At 62.2% G+C, this 19,610-nt stretch carries 22 protein-coding genes, 1 tRNA gene and 1 pseudogene; 14 read left to right on the plus strand and 10 right to left on the minus strand.

All coding sequences use genetic code 11. The features are described 5' to 3' along the window. The first annotated feature begins 8 nt into the window (after positions 1–8). From M2267_RS11110 to M2267_RS11130, 5 genes are all read left to right on the plus strand, one after another. Entirely contained in the window at positions 9–1,043 is a 1,035-nt protein-coding gene (locus tag M2267_RS11110) for an ABC transporter substrate-binding protein (protein WP_429114644.1), read from the plus strand. A 136-nt stretch (positions 1,044–1,179) separates the two neighbouring features. Beyond that, entirely contained in the window at positions 1,180–2,037 is an 858-nt protein-coding gene (locus M2267_RS11115) for an ABC transporter permease (protein ID WP_034806492.1), read from the plus strand. Next, complete coding sequence (locus M2267_RS11120; protein ID WP_429114646.1) at positions 2,030–2,857, plus strand: quaternary amine ABC transporter ATP-binding protein; 828 nt, start codon at positions 2,030–2,032, stop codon at positions 2,855–2,857. The genes M2267_RS11115 and M2267_RS11120 overlap by 8 nt, the downstream gene beginning before the upstream one ends. Next, on the plus strand, positions 2,850–4,331 hold the full coding sequence (locus tag M2267_RS11125; protein WP_429114647.1) for an HAL/PAL/TAL family ammonia-lyase: 1,482 nt from the start codon (positions 2,850–2,852) through the stop codon (positions 4,329–4,331). Before M2267_RS11120 ends, M2267_RS11125 begins: the two co-directional genes overlap by 8 nt. Beyond that, entirely contained in the window at positions 4,328–4,909 is a 582-nt protein-coding gene (locus tag M2267_RS11130; protein ID WP_429114648.1) for a HutD/Ves family protein, read from the plus strand. Before M2267_RS11125 ends, M2267_RS11130 begins: the two co-directional genes overlap by 4 nt. A 21-nt stretch (positions 4,910–4,930) precedes the next feature. On the opposite strand, the gene M2267_RS11135 is transcribed toward M2267_RS11130, so the two are convergent. Continuing rightward, entirely contained in the window at positions 4,931–5,371 is a 441-nt protein-coding gene (locus tag M2267_RS11135; RefSeq protein WP_429114649.1) for an acetyltransferase, read from the minus strand. Between the two features lie 316 nt (positions 5,372–5,687). Here M2267_RS11135 and M2267_RS11140 point away from each other — a divergent pair, with 316 nt between their 5' ends. Together M2267_RS11140 and M2267_RS11145 are read left to right on the plus strand one after the other, a co-directional pair. Beyond that, a complete protein-coding gene (locus M2267_RS11140) occupies positions 5,688–5,846 on the plus strand; it encodes a hypothetical protein (protein WP_156133954.1) in 159 nt (52 codons plus the stop codon). Positions 5,847–6,066: 220 nt separating this feature from the next. Continuing rightward, positions 6,067–6,432, plus strand: a complete 366-nt coding sequence (locus tag M2267_RS11145) for a hypothetical protein (RefSeq protein ID WP_429114650.1) — start codon at positions 6,067–6,069, stop codon at positions 6,430–6,432. Positions 6,433–6,525: 93 nt separating this feature from the next. On the opposite strand, the gene M2267_RS11150 is transcribed toward M2267_RS11145, so the two are convergent. Continuing rightward, entirely contained in the window at positions 6,526–7,293 is a 768-nt protein-coding gene (locus tag M2267_RS11150) for a hypothetical protein (protein ID WP_429114651.1), read from the minus strand. Positions 7,294–7,388: 95 nt separating this feature from the next. Between M2267_RS11150 and M2267_RS11155 the strand changes: the two are divergent. Further along, positions 7,389–7,723 (plus strand): annotated as a pseudogene (locus M2267_RS11155) (phage protein GemA/Gp16 family protein); the annotation flags it as partial. 272 nt (positions 7,724–7,995) lie between these two features. On the opposite strand, the gene M2267_RS11160 reads toward M2267_RS11155, so the two are convergent. From M2267_RS11160 to M2267_RS11170, 3 genes are all read right to left on the minus strand, one after another. Then, positions 7,996–8,072: transfer RNA gene (locus tag M2267_RS11160), tRNA-Met, on the minus strand. Between the two features lie 135 nt (positions 8,073–8,207). Then, positions 8,208–9,461, minus strand: coding sequence for a tRNA 2-thiouridine(34) synthase MnmA (gene mnmA / locus M2267_RS11165; protein ID WP_429114652.1), 1,254 nt, complete (start codon positions 9,459–9,461; stop codon positions 8,208–8,210). A 178-nt stretch (positions 9,462–9,639) separates the two neighbouring features. Beyond that, the gene (locus M2267_RS11170) at positions 9,640–10,389 is read right to left on the minus strand and encodes a helix-turn-helix transcriptional regulator (RefSeq protein WP_034806462.1); all 750 of its coding nucleotides are present in this window, start codon (positions 10,387–10,389) and stop codon (positions 9,640–9,642) included. A 478-nt stretch (positions 10,390–10,867) separates the two neighbouring features. Between M2267_RS11170 and M2267_RS11175 the strand changes: the two genes are divergently transcribed. Beyond that, positions 10,868–11,143 (plus strand): DUF1153 domain-containing protein, encoded by a 276-nt coding sequence (locus tag M2267_RS11175; RefSeq protein WP_003527546.1) that lies wholly within the window; start codon positions 10,868–10,870, stop codon positions 11,141–11,143. 207 nt (positions 11,144–11,350) lie between these two features. Further along, positions 11,351–11,632, plus strand: coding sequence for a GNAT family N-acetyltransferase (locus M2267_RS11180; protein WP_060581188.1), 282 nt, complete (start codon positions 11,351–11,353; stop codon positions 11,630–11,632). Between the two features lie 324 nt (positions 11,633–11,956). Here the strand turns inward: M2267_RS11180 and M2267_RS11185 are convergent, their stop codons facing one another. Beyond that, the gene (locus tag M2267_RS11185) at positions 11,957–12,307 is read right to left on the minus strand and encodes a flagellar export protein FliJ (protein WP_034806460.1); all 351 of its coding nucleotides are present in this window, start codon (positions 12,305–12,307) and stop codon (positions 11,957–11,959) included. 441 nt (positions 12,308–12,748) lie between these two features. Between M2267_RS11185 and ctrA the strand changes: the two genes are divergently transcribed. Then, positions 12,749–13,450: a response regulator transcription factor CtrA gene (gene ctrA / locus M2267_RS11190; RefSeq protein WP_025424706.1), complete on the plus strand. Its 702-nt coding sequence runs from the start codon at positions 12,749–12,751 to the stop codon at positions 13,448–13,450. Positions 13,451–13,728: 278 nt separating this feature from the next. On the opposite strand, the gene M2267_RS11195 is transcribed toward ctrA, so the two are convergent. Next, complete coding sequence (locus M2267_RS11195) at positions 13,729–14,091, minus strand: response regulator (RefSeq protein WP_034806707.1); 363 nt, start codon at positions 14,089–14,091, stop codon at positions 13,729–13,731. A gap of 253 nt (positions 14,092–14,344) precedes the next feature. Then, complete coding sequence (chpT, locus tag M2267_RS11200; protein ID WP_043611903.1) at positions 14,345–14,995, minus strand: histidine phosphotransferase ChpT; 651 nt, start codon at positions 14,993–14,995, stop codon at positions 14,345–14,347. Positions 14,996–15,269: 274 nt separating this feature from the next. Between chpT and M2267_RS11205 the strand changes: the two genes are divergently transcribed. After that, the gene (locus M2267_RS11205; protein WP_082005878.1) at positions 15,270–15,863 is read left to right on the plus strand and encodes a DUF1134 domain-containing protein; all 594 of its coding nucleotides are present in this window, start codon (positions 15,270–15,272) and stop codon (positions 15,861–15,863) included. 161 nt (positions 15,864–16,024) lie between these two features. After that, positions 16,025–17,188 carry a hypothetical protein gene (locus M2267_RS11210; protein WP_429114653.1) on the plus strand — a complete coding sequence of 388 codons (1,164 nt, stop codon included), beginning with the start codon at positions 16,025–16,027 and terminating at the stop codon, positions 17,186–17,188. Positions 17,189–17,236: 48 nt separating this feature from the next. Here the strand turns inward: M2267_RS11210 and M2267_RS11215 are convergent, their stop codons facing one another. After that, the gene (locus M2267_RS11215; protein ID WP_429114654.1) at positions 17,237–18,073 is read right to left on the minus strand and encodes a TrmH family RNA methyltransferase; all 837 of its coding nucleotides are present in this window, start codon (positions 18,071–18,073) and stop codon (positions 17,237–17,239) included. Between the two features lie 4 nt (positions 18,074–18,077). Beyond that, positions 18,078–18,461 carry a hypothetical protein gene (locus M2267_RS11220; protein WP_034806447.1) on the minus strand — a complete coding sequence of 128 codons (384 nt, stop codon included), beginning with the start codon at positions 18,459–18,461 and terminating at the stop codon, positions 18,078–18,080. A gap of 29 nt (positions 18,462–18,490) precedes the next feature. Between M2267_RS11220 and M2267_RS11225 the strand changes: the two genes are divergently transcribed. Beyond that, entirely contained in the window at positions 18,491–19,519 is a 1,029-nt protein-coding gene (locus M2267_RS11225; protein WP_429114655.1) for an RluA family pseudouridine synthase, read from the plus strand. Positions 19,520–19,610 lie beyond the last annotated feature (91 nt).

The following is a 19,610-nucleotide window of genomic DNA, read 5'->3' on the forward strand; positions in this document are numbered from 1 at the left end:
ACAGCTTAATGTCGATCAACAAATTGAAACTCACCCTCGCCGCAACCGGCCTCGTGCTTGCGGCCTCCACCGGCAGCGCCAGCGCGTCCTATTGCGGCGACGGCAAGACCGTCATGTTCGCCGGCATCGACTGGGAAAGCGGCGCTTTCATCACCGAAGTGATGAAGACCATTCTTTCCAAGGGCTACGATTGCCAGGTGGATTCGATCCCCGGCAACTCGGTGACGCTGGAACAGGCAACCGCCAACAACGACGTACAGATTTTCGCCGAGGAGTGGCTCGGCCGCTCCGATATCTGGAACAAGGCTGTCGAGGAAAAGAAGGTCGTCGCCGTCGGCAAGACCTTTGTCGGCGCAAGCGAAGGCTGGTTCGTGCCGGAATACGTCATCAAGGGCGACGCCTCGCGCAGCCTCGAAGCCAAGGCGCCGGACCTGAAGAGCGTCTCGCAGCTTTCCGACCCGAAGATCGTCGAACTCTTCGCCGATCCGGAAGAGCCGACCAAGGGCCGCTTCCTCAACTGCCCGTCGGGCTGGACCTGCGAGGGCGTCAGCTCCGCCAAGCTCGAAGCCTACAAGCTCGGTGAGACCTATGTGAACTTCCGTCCGGGCACCGGCACGGCGCTCGATTCCGCCATCACGTCCGCCTATCTCCAGGGCGAGCCGATCCTCTTCTACTACTGGTCGCCGACCGCGATCATGGGCAAGTTCAAGCTCGTACAGCTTGAGGAGCCGGCCTATAGCGAAGAGTGCTGGAAGGAGCTTTCGAGCGCCAACGGCAAGCGTGACCAGGGCTGCGCCTTCCCGTCGGTGGACGTCTCCTACGGCGTCAACAGCACCTTCGCTCAGGAAGCCCCTGAGATCATCGCCATCCTCGAAAAGGCGACCTTCCCGCTCGAAGCCGTCAACGGCAGCCTCGCCTACATGGCCGACAACAAGGTCGACGCGACGGCAGCCGCCGCCGAGTTCCTGAAGACCAAGGCCGACGTCTGGGGCAAGTGGGTTTCCGATGAAGCCCGTGGCAAGATCGAAGCCAGCCTGAAGTAATCGCAACCCATCGCCGGCTCGGGTTTATCGCCGCGTTTGACGCGGCACGCCTGAGCCGACGATTGGCCACAATACCCGAGGCAAGCGCCGTCGGCCGCCTTTGCGCGCCCGCCGGTCCGAGCAAGGAACGTGTCCGATGTTTCCGGATTCTCTCAATCTCTCCATTCGCGGGCCGGTGAACGATTTCATCCAGGCGCTGGTCAGCGGCTATGGCTGGGTCTTCAAGGCGATCAGCGCCGTCATTCTGAAGGCCGTTCTGTTCATCGAATGGATCCTGCGCGGCCTGCCCTGGTGGGTCGTCATCCTCATCTTCATGGCGCTTGCCTGGCAAAGCTCGAAGCGCTGGACCCTGACGGTTGCCGTCGGCGTGCTTCTGTTCTTCGTCGGCGTGCTCGGCCTCTGGGACCTGACGATGCAGACGCTGGCGCTGATGCTGATGGCAACGATCGTCTCGGTCGTCATCGGCGTTCCCATGGGCATCTTCGTCGCCAAGAGCCGAACCGTGCGCAGCATCACCCTGCCGGTGCTCGACGTCATGCAGACGATGCCGAGCTTCGTCTACCTGATCCCGGCTCTGATGCTCTTCGGCCTCGGCAAGGTGCCGGCGATCCTTGCGACCATCATCTACGCCGTACCACCGCTCATCCGCCTCACCGATCTCGGCATCCGCCAGGTCGACCATGAGGTCGTGGAAGCGGCGACCGCCTTTGGCGGCAGCCCCAACCAGATCCTCTTCGGCGTCGAGCTGCCGCTCGCCACGCCGACGATCATGGCCGGCCTCAACCAGACGATCATGATGGCTCTGTCGATGGTGGTCGTCGCCTCGATGATCGGCGCCCGCGGCCTCGGCGAGCAGGTGTTGAACGGCATCCAGACGCTCGACGTCGGCAAGGGCCTGGAAGCCGGCATCGGCATCGTCATTCTCGCGATCGTTCTCGATCGCATCACGCAAGGTTTTGGCAAGAGCCGGACGGAGGATCCCCGCAATGGCTGATATCGAGATCCGCAACGTCTACAAGATCTTCGGGCAGGACGCCAAGGCGGCGCTCGCCATGGCCAAGGAAGGGCTGAACAAGTCCGAGATCCTCGCCCGCTCCGGCTGCAGCGTCGGCCTCAACAATGTCAGCCTGACGATCGGCGCCGGCAAGATCTTCGTGATCATGGGGCTTTCCGGCTCCGGCAAGTCGACCCTGGTGCGCCACATCAACCGGTTGATCGAGCCAACCAGCGGCGAAGTGGCCTTCGACGGCAGCAACATCCTGGATCTTGATGCAAAAGCGCTGCGCACCTTCCGCATGCACCGCGTCAGCATGGTGTTCCAGAGCTTTGCCTTGATGCCGCACCGCACGGTGCTGCAGAACGTCGTCTACGGCCAGCGCGTCCGCGGCCTGCCCAAGGCCGAGGCCCGCGACATCGGCATGAAATGGATCGAGACCGTCGGCCTTGCCGGCTACGACGCCAAGTTTCCGCACCAGCTTTCGGGCGGCATGAAGCAGCGCGTCGGGCTCGCCCGGGCGCTTGCCGCCGATACCGACGTGATCCTGATGGACGAGGCCTTCTCGGCGCTCGACCCGTTGATCCGCGCCGACATGCAGGACCAGCTGCTGCAGTTGCAGCAGAACCTTTCAAAGACCATCGTCTTCATCACCCACGATCTCGACGAGGCGCTGCGCATCGGTTCGGAAATCGCCATCCTCAAGGACGGCCAGGTGGTGCAGGTCGGCACGCCGGACGATATTCTGCAACGGCCGGCCAACGATTATGTTGCCCGCTTCGTGCAACGCAGACAGGGACGCCCGGAAGCCCATGACTGAGACTGTTACCCTCGACGCGCCGCTGACCTGGCAACAGGTTGCGGCCGTCGCCAACGGCGCCCGGCTGACGCTGTCGGACGCCGCGCGGCAACGCATCGTCAACGCGCGCCGGATCGTCGACGCACTGGTCGAGCGCGGCATCCGCGGCTACGGCATCAACACCGGCGTCGGCGCGCTCTGCGACGTCATCATCGACCGAGAGAACCAGCAGGCGCTGTCGCGCAACATCATCCTCAGCCACGCCTGCGGCGTCGGCGACCCGCTTGCCCGGCCGGAAGCCCGCGCGGTGATGGCAGCCCAGATCGCCAACTTCGCCCACGGCTATTCCGGCGTGCGCATCGAGACGGTCGAGGCGCTGCTGGCGCTGCTCAATGCCAATCTCATCCCCGACATTCCGTCGCGCGGCTCCGTCGGTTATCTCACCCATGCAGCGGCGATCGGCCTCGTCTTGATCGGCCACGGCACCGTCAATGACGGCACGGGCAAGATTGGCGGCGCCGAGGCGCTCGCGCGGATCGGGCTAAAACCGCTCAGGCTCGAAGCCAAGGAGGGTCTCAGCCTCGTCAACGGCACACCCTGCGCCACCGGCCTTGCAGCCTTGGCGCTGTCGCGTGCCGCGCACCTCTTCGACTGGGCAGATGCCGCCGCCGCCATGACCTACGAAAACCTCGGCAGCCAGGCCAATGCCTTCGCCGCCGGCCCGCTGGCGCTTCGCCGCTCGGACGGATTGGATGCGGTCGGAGCAACGCTGCGCATCTACCTCGCTGGCAGCCCGATGCTCGCCGAGACCGCCGGCACCCGCACGCAGGATCCCTTGAGCCTGCGCGCCGTGCCGCATGTCCACGGCGCCGCGCGCGATGCGCTCGCCCAGGTCGCCGAAGTCGTCGACCGCGAGCTTGCAAGCCTCACCGACAACCCGGCCGTGTCGGGCGCGCCTGAGGCGCCGGAGGTGCATTCGCAGGCCCATGCGGTCGGGGCTGCCCTCGGCCTTGCCATGGACAGCCTGGCGGTCGCGGTTGCCGAAGTCGCCGCCATTTCCGAGCGCCGTATCGACCGGCTGGTCAATCCGCTGGTGAGCAGCCTGCCGGCCTTCCTTGCCGGCGACAGCGGTGTTGCCTCCGGCTTCATGATCGCGCAGTACACCGCCGCTTCGCTTGCCGCCGAAAACCGGCGTCTGGCAGCCCCCGCCAGCCTCGACGGCGGCATCACCTCGGCGCTGCAGGAAGACATCCTCACCCACGCGACGCCGGCCGCCTGGAAGGCACTTGCGATCGCCGATAATCTCGAAACGATCCTTTCGATCGAGCTGCTCGCGGCAGCCCAGGCCTATGACCTGCAGCCGCGCGGCCGTGCCGCCCGCACCGGCGCGCTCTACCGGCGCATCCGTGCGGAAATTCCCACCTATGCCGACGACCGGCCGCTCAACGGCGACTTCGCCCGCATGCGCACGCTGATCGAAGGAGGCAAGCCATGAAGGTCCTGCGCGCGAAAGACTACAAGCGCATGCCGTGGAAGAACGGCGGCGGCGAGACAGTGGAGATCGCCGTATTTCCGGAAAAAGCATCGCTCGGCGATTTCGACTGGCGTGTGAGCATGGCGACGGTCGCCAGCGACGGCCCCTTCTCCAGCTTCCCCGGCATCGACCGCACGCTGTCGATCCTTCAGGGCAAGGGTATGCGGCTGATGATCGAGGGGCGCGCACCCGCCTTGATGACCGGCGAGACGGCGCCGCTCCCCTTCCCGGCCGACGCCGCAACCTCGGCGACGCTCGTCGATGGTCCGATCGTCGACCTCAATGTCATGACACGGCGCGGCAAGCTCGCGCACTCTGTTCAGCGCCTGGCGATAGACCACCCGCACAGGACGGAAAGCCTGGGAGGCACGACCCTCCTGCTTTGCCACGGCGGCGCCGTGCGGCTGGCCGCAGGCGAGACCACTGCCGACCTCGCAGCGGGCGACACGGCGGTGCTCACGGGCGCAACCGCCGTCACCATCGAACCGGCGGCCTCTGCCGTCCTCTTCCTGATCACCATCGACAAGCCGGCCGCCTGATCGGGCGCCGGCTCGCATCGTTCAACCGCGCTTGAGATGCAGCAGCGGATAGGGCCGGCCCGCATTGTCGACAGGCGAACGCCCGACCACCTCAAAGCCCATCCGCTGGTAGAAACCGGCGCCCGATACATTCTGCTCGTTGACGTCGACCGTCAGCACCGAATGAAGGCTCATCGCATGCTCGACGAGCCGCCGGCCGACACCTGCGCCGCGCGCGTCGGCGTGGACGAAGAGCGAGTCGATCTGCGCCCCGCTCATGCCCATGAAACCGAGCGCCTGGTCATTTTCGTCCACGGCAATCCAGAACTCGGCGGCCGGCAGATACTGGTCGCGCACCAGCACTTCGATGGCAGCAAAATCCTCCGGTGTCAGGAAATCATGGGTGGCGACAACGGCGCTGCGCCAGATCTCGAAGGTGCGCGGAAAGTCGGATGGGCGGGAGGGGCGGATGGAGATGGTCATGATGCAATCGCTTCTGAAAATGCGGCGGCGGCGAGGCGTTGCCGCGCGTCCGGATGAGGCCAACGCCGTTTTGCGCGGGCGCCAGCCTGTGAAGATGTCCGGTCCTGATCCGGTACGGCCGAGCCGCGCACCTTATCCGCAGCCCCGACGTTCGCAAGCAATCTCTGCACCTGCGGTTTTCAGGCCACGCCGGTTAAGAATTCAGCAACCATATTTCATGTTCCCCGGGGAACAGCACAATTGACGCCACACGATAGTCTCCATGTCACGGTTTTTAACCACACATCAACAAGCGCAGGACATGGGGGACAAGGACATGATCAAAACCGCTTTCGGCGTCAACGTCACCGTACTGGTCTTCTCGATCACCGTGATCGCGATCATGCACTTTGCCCTGTCCCAATATCGCGCAGCCGAAATCGCCAACATCGACCTGCCGGACTACACGACGATCACCTCGTCGATCCACCGCTGAGGCGACCGCCCCGGCCGCGGCATCCGGGCAGCATGCCCGGCTGGTTTCTACGCACACCCTCTCAAGCGCAATCCTCTGCAGGCGCTGCCATCGATGATGGCGGCGCCTTTTTGCATCGATCATCTGCTCCATGTCTGGCCATAGGGAATATGATAGGGAACGCTGACTGAACGAATCGCCGCTCAAGACAGCGTTGGCAGCATATCCAGGAAGGCCCGACATGACGGATCCGCAAAACGAACTGAAACTCAGCGCCTTCACCTTCCACGAACAGGCCGTCCGCGCCTCGGTCGGCGGAAAAGCATTGGCACTTGATGCACTCGAGCTAGGCGGCGAAATCCTGGTGGTCCTCACTTGGCTCGGCAATACCGAGCGCGGCCTGCGCAAGCCGGAATATGTCCTGCCCTTGAGCGCCGTGGCGCATCAGGCGCTGAGCAGCGATGCCGAAGCGAAATACAAATGGGCGATCGGCGCGCCACTGCCGCAATCGCTGTTCGACGGCAGCGCGTCGCGGCAGTTCAGAAGGCAATTCGGGGTCAAGAGCGGACCGGCGCTGACCTTACCCTTGAAGCCGCTGCACCATTGACCTGAAGCAGACTGCCTCCTGCGCGACCAGCGGGTCGCGCAATGGGGCTGTTCGGGTTCCGGGACGGTGCACAGCGGTATGCCGATCCATCGTTCAGTGACGGTTCGTCAAATGAGGGAAGGCAGCATCAACCGGCACCGTCTGGCTGGGCCTTGGCGGGTCCTTCCTCTTTGGCAGATGGAACTGCTTTGCCCATGCATCAATATCGTTTGCGAACGAGGCCGACGAACGGTTCGTAACCTCCATGAACATATAGAGTGCGCGGTTGTACCATTCAGGCGGCTCTACAACATCGTCATCGTCAAACATCGACGTCGCGAAACCCTCTGGCAAACGGGATATGAGCTCGCCACTCCAGGTGCGAAACTCCTCAAGGTTTTGCATAACGTCGTTGTCAAAAAGATGCTGACAGGAGGTGACACGGTCACTCAAAACTTCTCGATGCAGGTTCCTTGCATTGACACAAACCCTGATGGCGAGCGTCAAACTTTGCTTGTCCCAACTTGGCTGGAACGTGTTTTTATCTACAAGTTCGTCGAACAATCGAAACTGTTCGCTGTAGTGCCTGAGTCTACCAGGCAAAAAGTCAGCGACCCGAGCCACGGCTAGTTTGGACGGGAGCATGGAAATCTCGATTGTTTCTCTGTGGCGCTGCTCTTGTTTGGCATCGCTCTTGATCATTTCACTGATCGTGTAGGCCGCCGCGCCTACTGCGAGCAGGCCCGTCAGCAGCGTCTGAAATTCTTTGAGAAACTCGAAGTACCCGTCGCCAGGTTTCCCAAACATTGCCGCGGGCAGCGTAGCGGCAAGTATTATCACCACCACATGCGACACCATTCTCGATCCGCGACCGTCGCTCATCTTATCTCCCCTCCCCGTAGAAGAACCCCTAGTTGCAAAAATAGGGCATGCGGCAGTGCAAGTCACGATCGCTGCGCTCTGGTGGGAGGAGTCCGATGACCAGCTCCCTTGCTGCCATTCATGTCGCCAAGAAGAAGCTCGGCCTGGACGATGACAGCTACCGTGCCAAGCTCACCCACATCACCGGCAAGTCTTCGACCAAAGACATGACCGAGCAAGAACGTCAGAGAGTGCTCGCGGTCTTCCGCAACGAAGGTTTTCAACCGGTGCCGAGCGCGCCCAGGCCGAACGGTCGCGCCAGCTCTCCGGCCGCTTTGCCGGCAAGCTGCGGTTCAACCTGACGCGCCTGGCGCCGATGCTCGAGGACGTCCGCGAGCGCCTAGCGGGCGTGATCCTGGAGAACCTCGACTGGTCGGAGTTCTTCGATCGAAGCGGAGTTGACCTATTCGGTCGGCGGCGGCAAAGGGACGCCGGCATGTGAACTGATCATCTCGAAAGGCACTCAGTGACAGACAACCCGCGACCCTCGGTGAAGCCGACACAGCATTGACTGAGGCGAAACCGGGCTCGACATGAACTTGGTGATGTGACGGCAATAAGCTCTTTGCCGTCGTCCCGCCGTCTCAGGACACAAGACGGATCAAATCACCCGTGTCTTGCGGACGTTTCTTGATCGACGCTATCGGGATGGATGTGGAAAAATGGTAGCGGAGGAGGGATTCGAACCCCCGACACAAGGATTATGATTCCTCTGCTCTAACCTACTGAGCTACTCCGCCGGGTACCGCGTCAGGGCTTCGAAGTGGAAGCCGTCTTGACTGGACGGGCGGCTTATACGGCCCGCTTCCGCCCACTGTCAACCCAAGTCTCCGGGAAAATGTGAAGTTTTCACAACAGCCCGGAAATCAAGGGCTTCAGGCGGCTGCCTGCGCCGAAAGCAGGGCCTTCAGCGCGGCTTCCGCGCCGGCTTCGCGTTCCGATTTGCGAATAAATCCGCCGCCATAGACGCGCGCGTCCTCGCCGACGCCGGAATAGAGCGCGCAGGCCTGGCCGGGCGCGATGCCGGCTTCGCCTTCGGCAAGCTCCACATAGATGCCCTCGTCGTCCATCGCGAGCACAGCCGGCGCCGGCTGGCGGGTGGAGCGCACCTTGGCGAAACACTCAAAGCCACGGGCGGCTGCCGCCTCGACGTCCTCGTCGCCCAGCCAGTTGACGTCGCGCAGGTAGACGCGGCGCGTCTCCAGCGCTTCCTTGGGGCCGACGATGACGCGGCGCGAGCGGGCGTCGAGATAGACGACGTAGAGCGGCTCACCGGTCGCAACACCAATGCCGCGGCGCTGGCCGATCGTGTAGTGCAGGATGCCCTCATGCGTGCCGAGCACGCGGCCGTCGAGATGCACGATGTCGCCGGAGAGTGCTGCATTCGGCTTCAGCTTCGAGACAATGTCGCTGTACTTGCCCTGCGGCACGAAACAGATGTCCTGGCTGTCGGCCTTCTGGGCGACGACAAGGCCCATCTCTTCGGCGAGCTTGCGGGTTTCGGCCTTGGAGAGGTGTCCCAACGGGAAGCGCAGGTAGTCGATCTGCTCCTGCGTCGTCGCAAAGAGGAAATAGCTCTGGTCACGGTCGGCATCCGTCGGCCGGTAGAGTGCCCGCTGGCCGGCATAGCGCGGGTTCGGGCTCGGGCGCGAGCGGATATAGTGGCCGGTCGCCAGCGCATCGGCACCGAGTTCCTTGGCCGTCAAAAGCAGGTCGGCAAACTTGACCGTCTGGTTGCAGGCGACGCATGGGATCGGCGTCTCGCCGGCGATATAGCTTTCGGCGAAGGGATTGATCACCGTTTCGCGGAAGCGCGCTTCGTAGTCGAGCACGTAATGGGGAATGCCGAGCGTTTCGCAGACGCGGCGCGCATCGTCGATGTCCTGGCCGGCACAGCAGGAACCGGCCCGGTGCACAGCAGCGCCGTGATCGTAGAGCTGCAGCGTGATGCCGAGAACATCGTAGCCCCCCCGTTTGAGCAGGCCGGCAACGACGGAACTGTCGACGCCGCCGGACATGGCAACGACGACACGCGTATCTTCGGGCTTGCGGTCAAAATCGAGACTGTTCACGGGATCCAATCCGGCCTTCGGGCGGTAACCTTGCGCCTGCCCTGTTTCACGCTTCATGCGATGCTTTGCCGAGCAACTCTCGGCCCACGGCATCTTCGGCTCCGCGGCGGCCGGCATCAATCGGATGCATAGAGCGCGTCGCGGTACTTTCAGTTCCGCGACATATAGAAACTTGTCCGTCCGGCGGCAAGGCCGGCCGCTGCGGATGACATGCGCGTGCCTGGCCCTAAAGGCGTCAGATCAGCTTCAGCCGCATGGCGCGGGCAATCGCCTGCATGCGGTTGACGGCATCGAGCTTGCGGGTCGCGCTCTTGAAGTAGCTGCTGACCGTATAGGTCGAGATCCCCAGGATGATGCCGATCTCGTCGCTGCTCTTGCCGGCAGCCGCCCAGCGCAGACATTCCAACTCGCGGCTCGACAGCTTTTCGCGTGCGGTATTGCCGGTGTCGAAGGTGCGCTCCAGGCATTCGAAAAGCTGGACCAAAGTGAGATAGAGCGTGGCGCGCTCGACGCCGGCAGGCGCCTCGCGGCGGCCCGAAAGCATGGCGATGAAGGGATCGCCGCCGCTTGTGTGCAGCAGCACCGCGAAATGGCGCGCCATCTCCGGATGCGCCAGCAGCCGGTGCACCATCGCCTCGTCCGCAGGCTTGGCCGCGACATCGAGCAACTCGGCCCCGCCGGTTACCGGCAGCTTGGTGAAACGCAACTTTTCGACCAGCCCGCTCGACTGGAACGTCTCGCAGGCGTCGTATTGGCGCACCAGTTCGGACGGCCAGTTGCTGAGCACCAGCCGCTCGGAAAAGCGCTGCTGTTCGGCAAGCGGCATGCGCGCAATCATGAAATGGCCGAAGCCATAGCGCGCGATCAACCGCCGCATGAGATGCAGAAGTTCGTACTCGGTGCGCACCGTGGCCGTATCGATGTCCGAAAACATCTCCACCGTTTCAGCCTCGCGCAGCAAGGCCGGTTCATGCGATTCCTTCATCTGCGATCACCACATCCCCGGCGCCACCGCACCGGTCGAGAGAAATACAAACAACGCCCCACATCGTCAGGAGCATGAAATTCACCCGGCAGACGAAATAAAACTGCCGCTACCGGCCTGCCCGCGAAAGAAACGCGTCCGGTTGTGAAAAATATGACGATGCACCAAGAATGAATGCGGGAGCGTACATACGACGCTCATCCTTATTTCGGGGCTTCGTTACCAAAAATTTTAGTTAAAGTGAAATGTGGTATTTGCATGGCTCCCATGTCAATTCCGGGAGAATCCGGATTGTTCTCAAGCGTTTCCACAAGTCGGGGAAATATTGCCGCAAGTTTTGGGGGACGCCGCACATGGGCAAAGGCCCATCGGAAGTGTCTCAAATTATGAGCAAATTGTTACTTGACGCTTAGGCAAATGTTAAATGTGGCAGGCTAAGGTCACGGTCATATGGTCTTGAGTTTGTGTAGAGAGTCCCATGACCGAAATGATGCGACCACGCGTGAAATATGTCATCGGCCCCGATGGCAGCCCTCTGACGATTGCGGATCTGCCGCCGGCGAATACCCGGCGCTGGGTAATCCGCAGGAAGGCTGAGGTTGTTGCCGCCGTGCGCGGTGGCCTGTTGAGCCTGGAAGAAGCGTGCGAACGCTATACCCTTACTGTCGAGGAGTTCCTGTCCTGGCAGTCCTCGATCAACGATCACGGTCTCGCCGGCCTGCGCACCACTCGCATCCAGCAGTATCGCCACTAATTTCGCCCATCACAGGGCCATAGGTCGCGCGGCGGCTCCGGGTTCCCCGGGGCCGCCGCCGTCGTTTTCAAAGGTCCCGTGCGGACCGGCATTGGGTGCGTTTCGCGAACGCACTGTGCACCGGCGATGGCCGAGCGGACGATTCCGATTTGCGAAAAACTGCGCTAGCTTCGAAGCAGACAAACCCGTTCACCAAGGAAGGTTGCCATGGAAATCATGCACGAGGAAACCGGATCGCACGGCCGCTACTCGACATCAGTCGAAGGCCATACTGGTGAAATGACCTATTCGCGCACCTCGCCGCAACTGATCATCGTCGATCACACGCTCGTTCCGGATGCCCTGCGCGGCAAGGGCGTCGGCCAGGCGCTGGCCAAGCATGCGATCGAGGAAGCCCGCAAGGGCGGCTGGAAGATTATCCCCCTCTGCCCTTTCATGAAGGCCCAGGCGATGCGGCATCCCGAATGGCAGGATGTCATCCAGGGTTGAGACACCTGCGCCGACGGCCGCGGCACAAATCTTAAATCGAAATCGCGCGCGCCTTGAAAGAACCACGGCGCTGCCGGTCCCGAAATGAGAAGACCCGCCCGGATGCCGAGGCATCGGGCGGGTCTTTTTGTCTTGTCACGATCGTGCCGGATCGGATCATGCCAACCGCATGATCCGTCAAGGATGGAACCATCTGCTCCGAAACGGGCTATCGGCCCGTCCAACGGACAAATCCCCCTTGCCGCATCCGGCTCGGGGTTCAAATCACCCTTTGGACCAAGGCGTTACGGCCCGCTGCGCCGAACTAGGGCGCAGGAGCCGCAGCTATGCCCGCAGGCGGGTCGACGTGTCCCGCTCTTCGAGGGCCGCCGCCTTCGCGTATTCGGCCTGCACTTCTTCGAGCGCGAGTTCGGCAGCATCCTGCTGCGTCTTCAGCTCGCGAATGGAGACCTGAAGATTGTCGGCTCTCTGACGTGCGGCCTTGGCGAAGGTGGGATAGGCGAAGTGCTGGGGATCGGAGATACCCGACTTCTTCTCCTCGAAAATAATCTGATTTTCCAGATCCTTGGTCATCCGTTCGAACTCAGCCATCATCATCTGAAGCTGGTTCAGCTGACGCTGCTTCTCCCGGACCTGAAACTCCTTCAGGCGGACAAGGCTCTCACGTGCTTTCATACGCAATACTCCCGTGGATAACGAGACCCCGGTTACTGATTTGCCCGCGAGCCGGCCCGAACAGGGCCGGAAACGAAAAATCTTCAGCGATATTAACAAAAGCCTACCGCTGGTAACCTTTCGTTTACGGGCATCGTTAATCATAGGCGTGATGATTTAAGGCTCCGTAAATGCTGAGGCACGAAATGTGACCGCCCCGGCATTAACGAGTCAGAAGAGTCAGATAACGGGATTTCCTCATGTTTCACATGAGATTAGCCGTTCTGGATTCACGTTTGAAATCAGGAGACTGCTAAAAATATTTAACAAACTCGATACACCTTGCCAGAGGGAATCAGAATTTGTTAACCATTTGGTGGCAGCCTCCAAATCAGGCAACGACTGGATCCGTATCGCGTAAGGGTGCCACGACAACCTTGGGCGGCGGAAAAGGGGAAGAATATGCGGGTTCTATTAATTGAAGACGACAGTGCAACGGCTCAGAGCATTGAGCTGATGCTCAAGTCCGAGAGTTTCAACGTCTACACCACCGATCTCGGTGAAGAAGGCGTCGATCTCGGCAAACTTTATGACTATGACATCATCCTTCTCGACCTCAACCTGCCGGACATGTCCGGCTACGAAGTCTTGAGAACGCTGCGTCTTTCCAAGGTGAAGACGCCCATCCTGATTCTTTCGGGCATGGCCGGCATCGAAGACAAGGTTCGAGGCCTGGGCTTCGGCGCAGACGACTACATGACCAAGCCGTTCCACAAGGACGAACTGGTCGCTCGCATTCATGCGATCGTCCGCCGCTCCAAGGGCCACGCCCAGTCGGTCATCTCCACCGGCGAGCTCATCGTCAACCTGGATGCCAAGACGGTTGAAGTGGGCGGACAGCGCGTCCACCTGACCGGCAAGGAATACCAGATGCTCGAGCTGCTCTCGCTGCGCAAGGGCACGACGCTTACCAAGGAAATGTTCCTGAACCACCTCTACGGCGGTATGGACGAGCCGGAACTGAAGATCATCGACGTCTTCATCTGCAAGCTGCGCAAGAAGCTCGCAAACGCCGCCGGCGGCGCCAACTACATCGAAACCGTCTGGGGCCGCGGCTATGTGCTGCGTGAGCCGGATGGCGCCGAATACGCCGAAACTGCCTGATTCCCTGCCAGGGCTTGCACCGATCCCCGCATGATGCGGGCCCGACATTCGAGAGTTTCGCAAAACCCGCCTATGAGGCGGGTTTTGTTTTGCGTGAAAGAGACCACGCCTACCGGTTTTGCGATGATATTGCCCCAGATCCAGGGCGCACCGCGCCCGTCGCCCTCCCCTTTCCCAATGATCGAAATCCCTGTTCGGCGCACCGGGTTGGCACAACAAAAAAGCCGCGGCAAACGCCACGGCTTGGTTTCGCTGCAAGGATGCCAGGATAAGGCGGCTCAGGCCGCCATCGACTGGCTCGCGAAAACGCTGGTCAGGATCTTGCGGTCGAAAGGCTTCAGCAGGAAGTCGTCGGCACCAGCCCGCTTGCCGGCCATCATCTTCTTCAGGTCCGCTTCGACGACGCAGTAATAAATCCGCACCGACGGGCCGTTCGGCAGCCGGCGAATGTTGCCGATAAGCTCGAGCGCGCCTTCGAGACCTGCGTCGATGATCAGGATGTTCGGGAGTTCCGCTTCACAGCGCACGAGCGCCTCAAGGCTGTTCGACGCCTCGTAAACCATAAAGCCCATGCCGGAGAGGATACGTTTTCCAACTTTCCGGACGACATCCGAGCCGTCGGCAATCATCAAACGTCGCATGTCCAACTCCCTTCGCCACTTACCTATACGCGTATCGGCATTCTTGAAACAACTCTATACAAATTTGGGAAAGATTTCGTTACGGAATTTGCTTAACGAAGCTTTTTCGCACGAGATCAACCCACTGAAAATATTAAGTTTTCCAAGATTCGGGTGACAGTGAAACGCCTATGGCAGATACGTTTCCGCCGGATGCGATGGCACCCGGCGGCTGTCGAGACGTCAAGAAATCGGGGCGCCTGGCGCCGCCGACTTAAACCTCAGGCTGCATCTTGGCGGTGAAGATGATTTCCTCGCCGGTCGAGGTGACGGCGATTTCCATGCCCGCCTCCTCGCCGAGAAGCACCGTGTAATAGGGCTGGATCGAATGGGCATCGACGGCCTCTTCCGGCGTGCCGGAGAGGAGTTCCACCAGCCTTGGAGGCACGCGCATCATCCGGCCCTTGGCAACGAGCGTGAACACGGCGTCGAACTCCGGGTTCTCGAGCGTCACGTCGATCGAGCCGCCGCGCGGAATGGCGCCGTAGGCGATCAGGAAGAGGTTCAGGAGCAGCTTGACCCGGTTCTTGGCAATGATCGCCCGCGGGCCGTGCCAGTTGACCTCGGTCTTCTTCTCGGCCGCGGCAAAATCCTTCGCCGCCTTCTCCGCTTCGCCGGTATCGATCGACGCACCAACCGAACCCGACGCGCCGAAGGCTAGGCGCGCAAACTTCAGCCGGACCGAGGCGTTGAGCGCGCTCGTGCGGATGAGATCCATCGCATCCGCATCGGCGCCGCCCTCGTCGAGCAGCTCCAGGCCGTTGTTGATGGCGCCGACCGGGGAAATGATGTCGTGGCAAACCCGGCTGCACAGAAGCGCGGCCAGATCGGGTCCCGTCAATGTCAGGTTCGGATTCGTTGCCATCTTAGTTCCTTGTTTGGTGCCATCGGCCCTCGCCTGGAGCACGCGCCGTGGTCACGCCGGTAAAGCCTCCTGCGTGAAGACGCAAGTCATGAGCTGCCCGGCGCAGCCGTTCATCAGTGGAACATAATGACACCACATTTGGTAAACCGATTGTTAAGACCATCGGTTCAAATTGCATGGAATTGGTCCAGACCCCACCTGGCCGCGCAGTGATCTGACTGTCGGCCACTGCAAACCCGCAAGCGAGCAAATTTCGCGCCTGACGGAGGATATGATGCATCAGATCATGAAGGCTGCCACATCGGCTGGCCGTGTTGTCCTGGCCACGATGTTTCTGGTCGCCGGCGCCCTGTCCGTCGCGCACGCCCAGTCGGCGAACAACAACAGCCAATACACCATGCAGGAAATCGTCGATGCCGGTCACGGCTTCTTCGGAGAAACCTCCGGCGGCCTTGCCAAGGTCGTCGAACGTGCCTTTGAACGCTACGGCCTGCCGAATGGCTACATTCTCGGACAGGAAGGCTCAGGCGCGTTCATCGCCGGCCTCACCTATGGCGAAGGCGAGCTCAACACCAAGAATGCCGGACAGCACAGCGTCTTCTGGCAGGGTCCGTCGCTCGGTATCGACTGGGGCGGCCAGGGCAGCCGCGCAATGATGCTGGTCTACAATCTGCCGAGCGTGCCGGCGCTCTACAAGCGCTTCGGCGGTGTCTCCGGCTCGGCCTATGTGGTTGCCGGCGTCGGCATGACGGTACTGACCGACGAGAACATCGTCGTGGTGCCGATCCGCACCGGCATCGGCGCACGCCTCGGCGTCAATGTCGGCTACCTCAAGATGACCCAGAATCCGACCTGGAATCCCTTCTAAGACCGTTGCCGGACCTGCCTGTCGCAAAATCCGGCACCATAGACTTGCAGCGCACGAAACGTCATGTTTAGTGCAAGGAAACGGAAGATGGAGCGCCTGCCGTGCCCTTTGTGGCCGGGCAGGCGGTTCGGTTTCCGGTCTAGTTTCGAAACGGCCAGCTCGTGATCCAATTCTCGCTTCTCTTTGCCCTGGGCTTTCTGACGGCGATCATCATCGGTCTCCTGGTCGCACCGGCGATCCACCGCCGTATCGTGCGTTTCGCCGAGGACCGGCTGAAGGCGACGATGCCGCTCAGCCCCCAGGAGGTGCGCGCGCAGAAGGATGCGGCCCGCGCCGCTTTTGCCGCCGAAAATGCCCGCACGCTTCAGGCCTTGAAGCGCGAACGGGACAAGGGCGTGTCTCTGATGCTCACAAACGAGAAGAGCCTGCAGGAAGCCCGTCGCCTCAGCGGCGAAAACGCCGATCTGCATGCCCAGCTTGCCGACATGAACGTCGAGGCGGCAGACATGCGCTCGGCCATCCGCCAGTTCGAACAGCGCCTGGAGCGGATGAAGGCGACGCTCGACAGCGTCGAGCGGGACAACGCCGGCAAGGCCGACGAGATCAGGAAGCGTGACGTTCAGCTCGCCCAGGATGCTGCCGAGACCGACAATCTGCGGATCAACCTGGCCGCACGCGACACAGAGGTCGAGCATCTGAAAAGCCGGATCGCCACACTGCGCGACGAGCGCGAAGCCCTGCGCGGCGACTTGAAGACCGAGACCACCCATGCAAAGGAAATGGAACTCCGCCTGTCGCGCGATGAGACCCGCCTGCACCGGCTGGAAGACAAGCTTGCGCGCGAAATGGCAACCAGCGCCGATCGCGAGAGCGCGCTCGAAAGGCGCGCCGGTGAAATCGAGAGATTGAAGGCCAAGGTGAAGGACACCAACCAGGAAATGCGTGACGCCGCCAAGGCGCTGCGCGCCGCCGGCGTCGCCTTTCCCTTGCGCCGCGACCGCAAGTCGGCATCCGAGCAGACGGGCAATGGTGCTGCAGCACCGGTCGAATTGGCAAACGGGGATTCCGGCTCCATTGTCGCCGCCGACGACCTGCGCAATCGCGCCACGGCCCTTTCGGAGCGCCTGACCAACTCCAAGTCCGCAACCCATGACGAAGCGCTGCGCGACGAAGTCGCAGCAATCGCCGCAGGCATGGTCGCGCTGACGGCGGCGAATGAGGGCGCCACCTCTCCCATCCCCAGCCTGCTCTCGGGCGAGGAAGAAGGCACAGCCAACAGAAAAAGCCTGGCGAAGCGCGTCAAGGATATTCTTCCGCGCGAGTAGGCGCCCGCAGCCGTCGGGGACTGCCTGCCCTCACACCAGCGCTACCCCTCAGATGCGGCCGTTGATCAATGCCACCTGGTGCAATGCGATGCCAGCCGCGGTCGACACGTTGAGGCTGTCGAGCCCCGGCCGCTGGCGGATGCGCGCGGTCTGGATCGCGGTCATCACCGCTTGCGGCAGTCCCTCGCCCTCGGTCCCCATCAGAAGCGCCGTGCGCGGTGCCGGAGGGATTGCGCCGATGTCTGTCGTTCCTGCCGGCGACAGCCCCCAGATCGCAAAGCCTGCATCCTGCAGCCGCTCCAGCATGATGGCGACGGAACCCTCGCGAACGAAGGGCACCGTCAGCACGGAGCCGACGGAAACGCGGATCGCCTTGCGATACATCGGATCACAGCTCGTCTCGTCCATCAGGACCGCGTCGACCCCAAAGGCCGCGGCGTTGCGGAAAAGCGCACCCATATTGTCGTGGTTGGAGATGCCGCAGGCCGCCAGCACCAGGCTCGACGTCGGCAGCGACGCGATCAGCGCATCGCGATCCGGTTCGCCTTCGCGGCGCCCGAGTGCCAGCACGCCGCGATGCATGTTGAAGCCGGCGATCGCGTCGAACACCTGCGCGTTCGCCACATAGACCGGGACGTCAGGCGGGAAACGCCGAAGAATGTCGCCGACGCCCTCCAGACGGTTTTCCAGAAGCAGGAGGGCCTCGGCGGCAAAACCGCGGCCGGCCGCGTGCGCGGCGGCCAGCATGCGTAGCACCACGGTGCCCTCGGCAATGAAGCGGCCCTGCCGCCCCGTCAGATCGCGCTCCTTGATCGAGACGAAACCAGCGATCCGGGGATCGGCGGGATCGTCGATGCGCAGGACGGGCGGGAGGGCGCCGGACATGCCGTCAGTTCGTCCGAACGGTGATATCCGCGACGATGCGGCCGGTGCCGATGTCGAAGACGATCGCACGCGGCTCGGCACCGGGCAGGTTGCCGTAGAACAGCACCTGCGAGCCAGAAAGCGCGACATTCGTCACGGTGAAGCCGGCAGGCAGCGCGGCAACAGCGTTGAGCGGCGCCTCACTCGGAACGACGGCGGCGGACGTCTGGGCCGGCGCTTTCTCATCCGTGCGCGTCAGCTTGTAGACAATCGTTCCAAGGACAGCCATAAGCATGACCAACATGACGCCTGCCGAGACGAGCTGCAGCTTCACCATCTTGCGGCGGACATTTTCCATCGCCGGATCTAGCGGCTTGTCTTCCTGGTCATCGGGCTCGATTGCGGTCATGGCTGGCCTTTTTTCGGATTTTTAACGGAATGAACGACCCCTTTAAACAAGCAACGGCCAATAGGAAAGTCCTGACGGCGGGCGAGGATGCCGCAGGACGGCTCGATTCCTTCCTGACGGACGCACTTTCGGGTGAATTCTCCCGCAACCGTATCAAGGCTCTCATCGAGCAGGGTGCCGTGTCGGTCAACGGCAAGCCGGTGAGCGAGCCGAAGAAGAAGGTGCAGCCGGGGGACATTTTCGAGATCGACCTCCCGGAGCCGGAAGATCCCGAGCCGAAGGGCGAGAACATCCCCCTCGACGTGCTTTATGAGGACAGCGACCTGATCGTGCTGTGCAAGCCGGCCGGCCTCGTCGTGCATCCGGGTGCCGGCAACTGGACGGGCACGCTCGTCAATGCCCTGATCCACCACTGCGGCAGCAGCCTGTCGGGTATCGGCGGCGTCAAGCGCCCCGGCATCGTCCATCGCCTCGACAAGGAAACGAGCGGCGTCATGGTCGTCGCCAAGAACGATGCGGCCCATCGCCATCTCTCCGACCAGTTTGCCGACCACGGCCGCACCGGCCCGCTCGAGCGCGCCTACCGGGCGGTCGTCTGGGGCAGGCCCCGGCAGTTGAAGGGCACGATCGACGCGCCGCTCGGCCGCGCCGGCGACCGAACGAAGCGCGCGGTCAAGCGCGAGGATAGCGACGACGCCCGCGAGGCGATCACCCATTACGAGGTGGTCGAGCGCTACCTCGAAAAGCCCGACGGCACCTCGCTCGCCTCGACGATCGAATGCCACCTGGAAACGGGCCGGACCCACCAGATCCGCGTGCACATGGCCCATATCGGCCATCCGCTGATCGGCGATCCCGAATACGGCGCCGCCTTCAGAACCAAGGCGAACCTTCTGCCGGATGCCGCCAAGGCCGTTGTCAACCAGTTCCACCGTCAGGCGCTGCATGCCTTCATGCTGCAGTTCGAGCACCCGTCGACCGGCGAGACCATGCATTTCGAAGCGCCGATGCCGGACGACATGGGAGCGCTGATCGAAGCGCTGCGCAGCGGAGAGTGAGCGCCCCTTGAAATCCGTCGGAAGAATTCCGATCTAAAGCGTGCCTCTATTCGTGACATTTCCGTCGCTCCGGCGTCACATCCTTGTGAAC

This window comes from Ensifer sp. KUDG1 (assembly GCF_050434285.1).
Lineage (GTDB): Bacteria > Pseudomonadota > Alphaproteobacteria > Rhizobiales > Rhizobiaceae > Ensifer.